At 57.8% G+C, this 8,095-nt stretch carries 10 protein-coding genes, 1 tRNA gene and 1 pseudogene; 5 read left to right on the top strand and 7 right to left on the bottom strand.

The window, feature by feature from the left end:
- The 5 genes and pseudogenes from BFP99_RS33705 to BFP99_RS20495 all read left to right on the top strand — a co-directional run.
- A pseudogene (locus tag BFP99_RS33705) lies at positions 1 to 382 on the top strand (reverse transcriptase); the annotation flags it as partial.
- 311 nt (positions 383 to 693) lie between these two features.
- The gene (locus BFP99_RS20505; RefSeq protein WP_065948020.1) at positions 694 to 927 is read left to right on the top strand and encodes a hypothetical protein; all 234 of its coding nucleotides are present in this window, start codon (positions 694 to 696) and stop codon (positions 925 to 927) included.
- Complete coding sequence (locus tag BFP99_RS20500; protein ID WP_256097777.1) at positions 924 to 1,325, top strand: hypothetical protein; 402 nt, start codon at positions 924 to 926, stop codon at positions 1,323 to 1,325. The genes BFP99_RS20505 and BFP99_RS20500 overlap by 4 nt, the downstream gene beginning before the upstream one ends.
- A gap of 265 nt (positions 1,326 to 1,590) precedes the next feature.
- A complete protein-coding gene (locus BFP99_RS33700) occupies positions 1,591 to 1,992 on the top strand; it encodes a hypothetical protein (protein WP_256097776.1) in 402 nt (133 codons plus the stop codon).
- A complete protein-coding gene (locus BFP99_RS20495; protein WP_256098191.1) occupies positions 1,878 to 3,059 on the top strand; it encodes a tyrosine-type recombinase/integrase in 1,182 nt (393 codons plus the stop codon). Before BFP99_RS33700 ends, BFP99_RS20495 begins: the two co-directional genes overlap by 115 nt.
- Before the next feature lie 69 nt (positions 3,060 to 3,128).
- Here the strand turns inward: BFP99_RS20495 and BFP99_RS20490 are convergent.
- From BFP99_RS20490 to rpmI, 7 genes are all read right to left on the bottom strand, one after another.
- Positions 3,129 to 3,205 (bottom strand) — tRNA-Pro (locus BFP99_RS20490).
- Between the two features lie 90 nt (positions 3,206 to 3,295).
- The gene (locus tag BFP99_RS20485) at positions 3,296 to 3,652 is read right to left on the bottom strand and encodes a MerR family transcriptional regulator (RefSeq protein ID WP_003174972.1); all 357 of its coding nucleotides are present in this window, start codon (positions 3,650 to 3,652) and stop codon (positions 3,296 to 3,298) included.
- Positions 3,633 to 3,935 (bottom strand): integration host factor subunit alpha, encoded by a 303-nt coding sequence (gene ihfA, locus BFP99_RS20480; protein WP_002553164.1) that lies wholly within the window; start codon positions 3,933 to 3,935, stop codon positions 3,633 to 3,635. Before ihfA ends, BFP99_RS20485 begins: the two co-directional genes overlap by 20 nt.
- Positions 3,936 to 3,938: 3 nt before the next feature.
- A complete protein-coding gene (pheT, locus tag BFP99_RS20475; RefSeq protein ID WP_065948018.1) occupies positions 3,939 to 6,317 on the bottom strand; it encodes a phenylalanine--tRNA ligase subunit beta in 2,379 nt (792 codons plus the stop codon).
- Between the two features lie 26 nt (positions 6,318 to 6,343).
- Complete coding sequence (gene pheS, locus BFP99_RS20470; RefSeq protein WP_065927263.1) at positions 6,344 to 7,360, bottom strand: phenylalanine--tRNA ligase subunit alpha; 1,017 nt, start codon at positions 7,358 to 7,360, stop codon at positions 6,344 to 6,346.
- Positions 7,361 to 7,469: 109 nt separating this feature from the next.
- Entirely contained in the window at positions 7,470 to 7,826 is a 357-nt protein-coding gene (gene rplT / locus BFP99_RS20465; RefSeq protein WP_003174975.1) for a 50S ribosomal protein L20, read from the bottom strand.
- Between the two features lie 29 nt (positions 7,827 to 7,855).
- Positions 7,856 to 8,050: a 50S ribosomal protein L35 gene (gene rpmI, locus BFP99_RS20460; protein WP_002553160.1), complete on the bottom strand. Its 195-nt coding sequence runs from the start codon at positions 8,048 to 8,050 to the stop codon at positions 7,856 to 7,858.
- Positions 8,051 to 8,095: the final 45 nt, after the last annotated feature.

Raw genomic sequence — 8,095 nt, 5'->3', positions numbered from 1 at the left:
TGTCGATGACTTCGTGTTCCTGCATGAGTCGCCGCAACAGCTCAACCAATGGCTGGCCCAGGTCGAAGCGTTCCTGCCCAGGCTCGGCGCCAAGCTCAACCCGACCAAAACGATCCTTCAACCGGTAGACCGCGGCGTCGACTTCGTTGGTCACGTCATCAAGCCCTGGCGACGAACCACCCGCAAGCGATCCTTGGCCCAGGCACTGAAGCGCACCGCCGCGGCGCCGGCCAAGGATCTGCGCGAGACAGCCAACAGCTACTTCGGCCTTCTCAGCCAGGCAAGCCACAGCCACGCAGACCGGGCAGCCCTTGCACGAGTCGTGCTGAAGCGCGGCAACAGCGTCAACGCCGCGCTAACCAAGACCTACCAGAAGAAGTAACCCCAACCCATATCAACGAATCACGCCAGCCGCCTTCGCCCTAACGCTTTTTGTTCGTATCGGGAATAAAGCTACCCAAGAAAAATACAGTCGCAGGCCCTATGAGCCAAGCGGCGGTCATTCCGGGACTGACTATTGGTACGACGATGGCTGTTGCAAACAGGCCTACCCCTGTCCATAGCCTCTTACGCGGCGTGAACCACTCGCGGAACGCTTCAAGCTTTTTACCGGGCATTACCACCTCCTTGTTTGATAAGCAGCAAAGCATATCACCCACTTAAACGAATCACGCCAGCCGGCGAGGATCCTCTATGAATACGTATCGACACACGTTCGCCGCGGTATGCCCGTCTGACGGCGAAACCATTGTTTATCGCCTTGAGTTGAAATCCTTGTCGATGATCCATGTCGAGCATATCCGGGCGGCCACAGCGCTGATTAAAAAAGGCTGGCATGAACAGATCGCCGATCGTCTTGCGGAATCCCTGGGCGGCGACCAAACCATCATTGCTACCCACCAGGGCGTCGAGATCGAAACAGGATGATCCATTACCACGGCACGCCTGTCGGCGGTAAGCGAGAGGATGCAGCAAAGTTCCTGGCCGGCCGGCACGCGCTGGTGCCGTTCCCGCGCAAGGACGATCTTGGGATCGTCGCCGATGTGTGCAAATCGTTTGTTTTCGATAACGGCGCGTTCACGGTATGGAAAAAGGGTGGGCAGGTTGATGTCGAGGGCTACACGCGATGGGTAGAAGACTGGCATCGACACCCCGGTTTCACTTGGGCACTCATTCCGGACGTCATCGACGGCGACGAAGAGGCCAACGACGACCTTGTTCGGCAGTGGCCAGAGGAGCTTCGCGGCGTACCTGTCTGGCACTTGCACGAATCGACTGAGCGCCTGCAGCGGTTAGCGAGGTGTTGGCGAACGGTTGAAGATTGAGGCCGCGCTCAATCGTGAGTCGGCGCCGGCAGCAGTGGCGGAATTTGCAGGACTCAAAGTGGTGCCTGACCCATCCCTACCACCTGGGCAGATCCGAATGTGCAACTGCAACCAAGGCCGCCTGCCCTGCACCTGTAAGACCAGCGCCTACGACGGCTTCGACAACGGCGTCGACTGAACACCAAATCCCGATAGGAGTACATCCGTACTCCATCCCGAAATTACCCAATCAATCCACCCGGCAACGGCGTGGCGAGGCATTCCCATGTCCAGAACAAACGCGGCACAGGCCGCAGCACCCGCGCCGCGCTTCATCCGGGCGTCGGCTGCACCCGCCTACCTCGGCATGTGCCGGGAAGAATTCAAGAACACCGTCCGGCCCCACGTCCGCGAATTCCCCATTGGAAAACAGGGCGTTGCCTTCGACCGTCATGAGCTGGACCAGTGGGCAGACGCCTACATCGAACGCATGGCAATTGAAAAGCAGACCGATCAGGACAACAATCCGCCCCGCAGTGGGCGCCAAGGAGAAAAACAATGGCGCGAAAAACAATGTCGGGCCTCTACCAGAGGAACGGGATTTGGCACATCGACAAAGTCGTCAGAGGTAGCCGACTTCAAGAAAGCACTGGAGCAAGCGAGAGGGAAGAAGCCGAGCAGTATTTGATTCATCGGCTGGAAAAGTTGCGGCAGGAAAAGATTTACGGCGTGCGCCAGGTGCGAACCTGGCGCGAGGCTGCCACCCGGTTCCTGGTCGAGTTCAAAGACCAGGCATCAATCGGCCTTTCTGCTTCCCACATCGAACAGCTCGACCCATACATCGGCGATCTGCCGATAACGCACATCGATGATGGGAGCCTGGCTACGTTCATTCGTGACCGGCAGCGGCCGAGCAAGACCGACAAAGGAAAGGTCAAGCCAGGCGTATCGAACAGGACGGTCAATATCGCCCTACAGCGAGTCGTCAGGATCTTGAACCTGTGCCACCGCAAGTGGCGCGATGCTGAAAAGCGGCCGTGGCTGGAGAGCGTGCCGATGATATCGATGCTTGAGGAAAAGAGGTCAGCCCGGAAACCCTACCCGATGTCCTGGGAAGAGCAGGCAATACTGTTTCCCGAGCTACCCGACCACTTGTTGAGGATGGCCCTTTACAAGGTAAACACCGGGTGCCGGGAGCAGGAAGTTTGCAAATTGCGGTGGGATTGGGAGATACGGGTGCCGGAACTGAACACCAGCGTGTTTCTGATACCTGCCGGATTCGGCGGGCGAAGTGACAAAGCAGGGGTGAAAAACGGCGATGAACGCTTGGTGATCCTGAACAGGGTGGCCATGAACATCATCGATAAGCAGCGAGGCCTGCATAAAGACCTGGTGTTCCCATACGGGCAACCGGATCAGTTCGGGCCAACGCCGATTGAACGGATGAACGATACGGCCTGGAGGAAAGCCAGGAAGCGTGCGGCGGACAAGTGGGAGAAAGCCCACCAGTCGCCGGCGCATCCCGGATTCAGGTCATTCAGGGTTCACGACTTGAAGCACACCTTTGGCAGAAGGCTACGTGCAGCAGGCGTGACAGAGGAAGATCGGAAGGCATTGCTTGGACATAGGAACGGCAGCATTACGAGCCACTATTCTACAGCGGAATTGCAGTACCTGATTGAGGCTGCAAACAAAGTGTCGGCAACCGACTCTCGCGGGCCAGCGCTGACCATCTTGAGGAGAAAAACGGGATGAGCCCCCGCAAAAGTCCCTACACGTAAAAAAGCCGAACTGGCTAGAGTTCGGCTAAGTCACTGAAAAATATGGTCGGGACGGAGTGATTCGAACACTCGACCCCTAGCACCCCATGCTAGTGCGCTACCGGACTGCGCTACGCCCCGACTAGGCGTGTTACTGGGTTAGCTTCGCAACGAAGCGATCAGGAATATACCGCAAGCTTTTGAAATGTGGAAGTATTTTAAAAGCCTGTATCACTTCTTCAAAACCACCAGCACATCTTCCAGTTCGGAGATCATCTGGCGGATCAGTTGCTTGTACTGGGTGGTGTCGTCTTTGGCTTCATCACCGGACATACGCTGGCGCGCGCCGCTGATGGTGAACCCCTGGTCATACAGCAACGCACGGATCTGTCGGATCATCAGCACATCCTGGCGCTGATAATACCGACGGTTCCCAGTGCGTTTGACGGGGTTGAGTTGAGGAAACTCCTGCTCCCAATAGCGCAGCACGTGCGGTTTTACCGCACAGAGCTCGCTGACTTCACCAATGGTGAAGTAGCGTTTGCCTGGGATGACGGGTAGCTCGTCGTTATGACTTGGTTCCAGCATAAGCCTCAACTCGGGCCTTCAACTTCTGCCCTGGACGAAAGGTGACCACACGGCGAGCCGTGATCGGGATTTCTTCTCCCGTTTTTGGATTGCGGCCAGGCCGCTGGCGTTTGTCCCGCAGATCAAAATTGCCGAAACCGGACAATTTGACCTGTTCGTTGTCTTCCAGAGCGTGTCTGATCTCTTCAAAAAACAGCTCGACCAATTCCTTGGCCTCGCGCTTGTTCAGACCCAACTCTTCGTACAGACGTTCCGCCATCTCAGCTTTCGTCAAAGCCCCCATACGTCACTTCCTTAACGTGGCGTTTAACCTTTGTTCGAGCGAGGTGAGGATATTTTGTGTCGTGGTATTCACCTCATCGTCATTAAGAGTGCGCGATGGATGCTGCCAGGTCAAGCCAACTGCAAGGCTTTTTCTATGCGGATCAATGCCTTTACCCTGATAGACGTCAAATAGCCTGAGGTCTGTCAGCCATTCCCCTGCATTTTCACGGATTACATCCAGAACGGCAGTAGCGGCGACTTCACGATCGGCGATCAGGGCCAGGTCGCGACGCACTTCAGGGAAGCGCGACAACTCGCTGAATTTAGGCATCTTGCCCGAGGCCACTTCGGCCAGGACCAGCTCGAAGACGAAGACCGGGCGGTCGAGCCCAAGGGTTTTCGACAGTTCCGGGTGGATGGCCCCGATGAAGCCCACCAGACGACCTTCGCGCTCGATACGCGCAGTCTGACCAGGGTGCAACGCCGGGTGGTTGCCTGGCACAAATGTGAAGTCGTCCAGTGCACCGGCAAAGCCCAGTACCGCTTCCACGTCCGCTTTAACGTCGAAGAAGTCCACGGCATCCCGGCCTTGCGCCCAGCCTTCCGGCAAGCGACTGCCGCAAACAACGCCGGCCAGCATTGGCTCTTGCTTCAGGCCGTCGAGTTGCCCGACAAACCGCAGGCCGCTTTCGAACATGCGCACGCGGTCTTGCTGACGGTTCAGGTTATGGGAAAGGGCTTTCACCAGGCCCGGCCACAGGGATGAACGCATGGCGGCCATGTCGTTGGAGATCGGATTGGCCAGCAGCAGCGGCTCGACGCCCGGGTTGAACAGTTCGAACTGCTTCGGGTCGATGAAGCTGTAGGTCACCGCTTCCTGATAGCCACGGGCAACCAGCAGACGGCGCAGCTCAGGCAGGTGCGCACGCGCTTCTGCCTTGGGTTGCGGTGCCAGGCGCGCTTGCGGGTAACGAACCGGCAGGCGGTTGTAACCGTACAGGCGAGCCAACTCTTCGATCAGATCGACTTCCAGGCTGATATCGAAGCGATGGCTTGGCACGTCAACATGCCACTGCCCTTCCCCACCCGCAGAAATGTTCAACCCGAGGGCCGACAACAATTGCTCGATTTCAGCCGGAGCGATGACCAGGCCAAGCATTTGCTCGACACTTTTGGCGCGCAGGGTGATCGGCGCAACGGACGGCAGATACTGTTCACTGACAGTCTCAGTGATCGGGCCGGCTTCGCCACCGGTGATTTCCAGCAGCAGGCCAGTGGCGCGCTCCATGGCTTCACGGGCGAGCTTCCAGTCCACCCCGCGCTCATAGCGATGTGAGGCATCGGTGTGCAGGCCGTAGGAGCGGGCCTTGCCAGCGATGGCAATCTGGTCGAAGAACGCGCTTTCAAGGAATACATCGCGCGTGGTCGCGGACACACCGCTGTGCTCGCCCCCCATCACACCGGCAATCGCCAGGGCGCGGGAATGGTCAGCGATCACCAGGGTGTCGGCGCGCAGGCTGACTTCCTGGCCGTCGAGCAATACAAGCTTCTCGCCTTCTTCGGCCATGCGCACACGGATGCCGCCATTGATTTCGGCGAGATCGAAAGCGTGCAGCGGCTGGCCCAGCTCAAGCATCACGTAGTTGGTGATGTCGACGGCAGCGTCGATGCTACGCACGTCGGCGCGGCGCAGACGCTCAACCATCCACAACGGGGTTGGCTTGGACAGGTCAACGTTGCGGATCACGCGCCCCAGGTAACGTGGGCAGGCGTTTGGTGCCAGTACTTCGATCGGACGCACTTCATCGTGGACCGCAGCCACTGCGGCAACCACTGGACGAGTGACTGGCGCGTTGTACAACGCGCCCACTTCACGTGCCAGGCCGGCCAGGGACAGGCAGTCGCCACGGTTCGGGGTCAGGTCGACCTCGATACTGGCGTCTTCCAGCTCCAGGTAGACACGAATGTCTTGGCCCACAGGTGCATCGGCCGGCAGCTCCATCAGGCCATCATTGCCCTCGCCTACTTGCAACTCCGCCTGGGAGCACAGCATGCCGTTGGACTCGACACCGCGTAGCTTGGCTTTCTTGATCTTGAAGTCGCCCGGCAGTTCGGCGCCGATCATGGCGAACGGGATCTTCAGGCCGGGGCGCACGTTAGGCGCTCCGCACACGACCTGGAAGGTTTCCGTGCCATTGCTGACCTGGCACACACGCAATTTGTCGGCATCGGGGTGTTGCTCGGTGCTCAGCACCTCACCCACGACTACGCCACTGAAAACACCGGCGGCCGGCGTAACGCTATCGACCTCAAGACCGGCCATCGACAGACGCGCAACCAACGCATCGCGATCTACCTGCGGGCTTACCCAGCCGCGCAGCCATTGTTCACTGAATTTCATCCTGCTCTCCTAAAGATTCGTTACGACTAGCGAAATTGCGCGAGGAACCGCAAGTCGTTGTCGAAGAACAGACGCAAGTCGTTCACGCCGTAACGCAGCATGGCCAGACGCTCAACGCCCATGCCGAAGGCAAAGCCCGAAAACTCTTCCGGATCGATCCCGGACATGCGCAGCACATTGGGGTGAACCATGCCGCAGCCCATCACTTCCAGCCAGCCAGTCTGCTTGCAGACGCGGCAGCCTTTACCGCTGCACATCACGCATTCCATGTCGACTTCTGCGGATGGCTCGGTGAACGGGAAGAATGATGGACGGAAACGCACCGCCAGCTCTTTCTCGAAGAACACTCGCAGGAACTCTTCGATGGTGCCCTTGAGGTCGGCGAAGTTGATGTCGCGATCAACCAGCAGGCCTTCGACCTGGTGGAACATCGGCGAGTGGGTGATATCGGAGTCGCTGCGGTACACACGGCCTGGGCAGACAATGCGGATCGGCGGCTTGTTCGCTTCCATGGTGCGGACCTGTACCGGGGAGGTATGGGTGCGCAACAGCATGTTTGCATTGAAATAGAAGGTGTCGTGCATCGACCGGGCCGGGTGATGGCCTGGGATGTTGAGCGCCTCGAAGTTGTGATAGTCGTCTTCGACCTCAGGGCCTTCGGCAATGCCGTAGCCGATATGGGTGAAGAACTGCTCGATACGTTCCAGAGTCCGGGTGATCGGATGCAGACCGCCCGAGGCCTGGCCACGACCAGGCAGGGTTACATCAATGGACTCGGCGGCGAGTTTGGCTGCGAGATCGGCCTCCTCCATGGTCGCCTTGCGCGCATTGAGCACCTCTGTGACACGCTCCTTGGCAACGTTGATCAGCGCGCCGAATTGCGGGCGCTCTTCAGCCGGCAAATTTCCCAGGGTCTTCATCACCTGAGTCAATTCACCCTTTTTGCCAAGGTAGTGAACCCGGATTTGCTCCAGGGCATTGATATCTTCAGCGCTTTGCACAGCCTCAAGAGCTTGAGCGACGAGCGCGTCCAGGTTTTCCATGTACAGACTCCAGATACAAAATAGGGGAAGAGCTTGAAGGCTCTTCCCCTATTTATGACGTTTACCACCTTGGGCTACAGGCGCAGCCCAGGGTGACTGTCGGGGGTACTTAAGCCAAGGTGGCTTTAGCTTTCTCGACAATCGCAGCAAACACCGCTTTTTCGTTCACGGCCAGTTCAGCCAGAACCTTACGGTCGATTTCGATGGACGCTTTTTTCAGGCCAGCGATGAAACGGCTGTAAGACAGACCGTTAACACGTGCACCAGCGTTGATACGAGCGATCCACAGAGCGCGGAACTGACGTTTTTTCTGACGACGGTCGCGGTAGGCGTATTGGCCTGCCTTGATTACCGCTTGCTTGGCAACACGGAATACGCGTGAACGCGCGCCGTAGTAGCCTTTAGCGAGTTTCAGAATTTTTTTGTGACGTTTACGGGCAATGACGCCACGCTTTACACGAGCCATGAGTTACTTCCTCTATTCTTGATCCAAAATTAACGAAGGCGCAGCATGCGCTCGACTTTTGCCACGTCAGACGGATGCAGCAAGCTGCTACCGCGCAGTTGACGCTTACGCTTGGTCGACATTTTGGTCAGGATGTGGCTCTTGAAAGCGTGCTTGTGCTTGATACCGTTAGCAGTTTTCAGAAACCGCTTAGCAGCACCACTTTTAGTCTTCATCTTTGGCATGTTCGGATACTCCGCATTCAGTTGATAAACATAATCAGAAGGCCT

It is taken from the genome of Pseudomonas sp. 1 R 17 (assembly GCF_900067035.1).
In the GTDB taxonomy this organism is placed as follows: Bacteria; Pseudomonadota; Gammaproteobacteria; order Pseudomonadales; family Pseudomonadaceae; genus Aquipseudomonas; species Aquipseudomonas marginalis.
The sequence above is the reverse complement of the archived record's forward strand: the minus strand, read 5'-3'. Positions and strand labels throughout refer to the sequence as shown.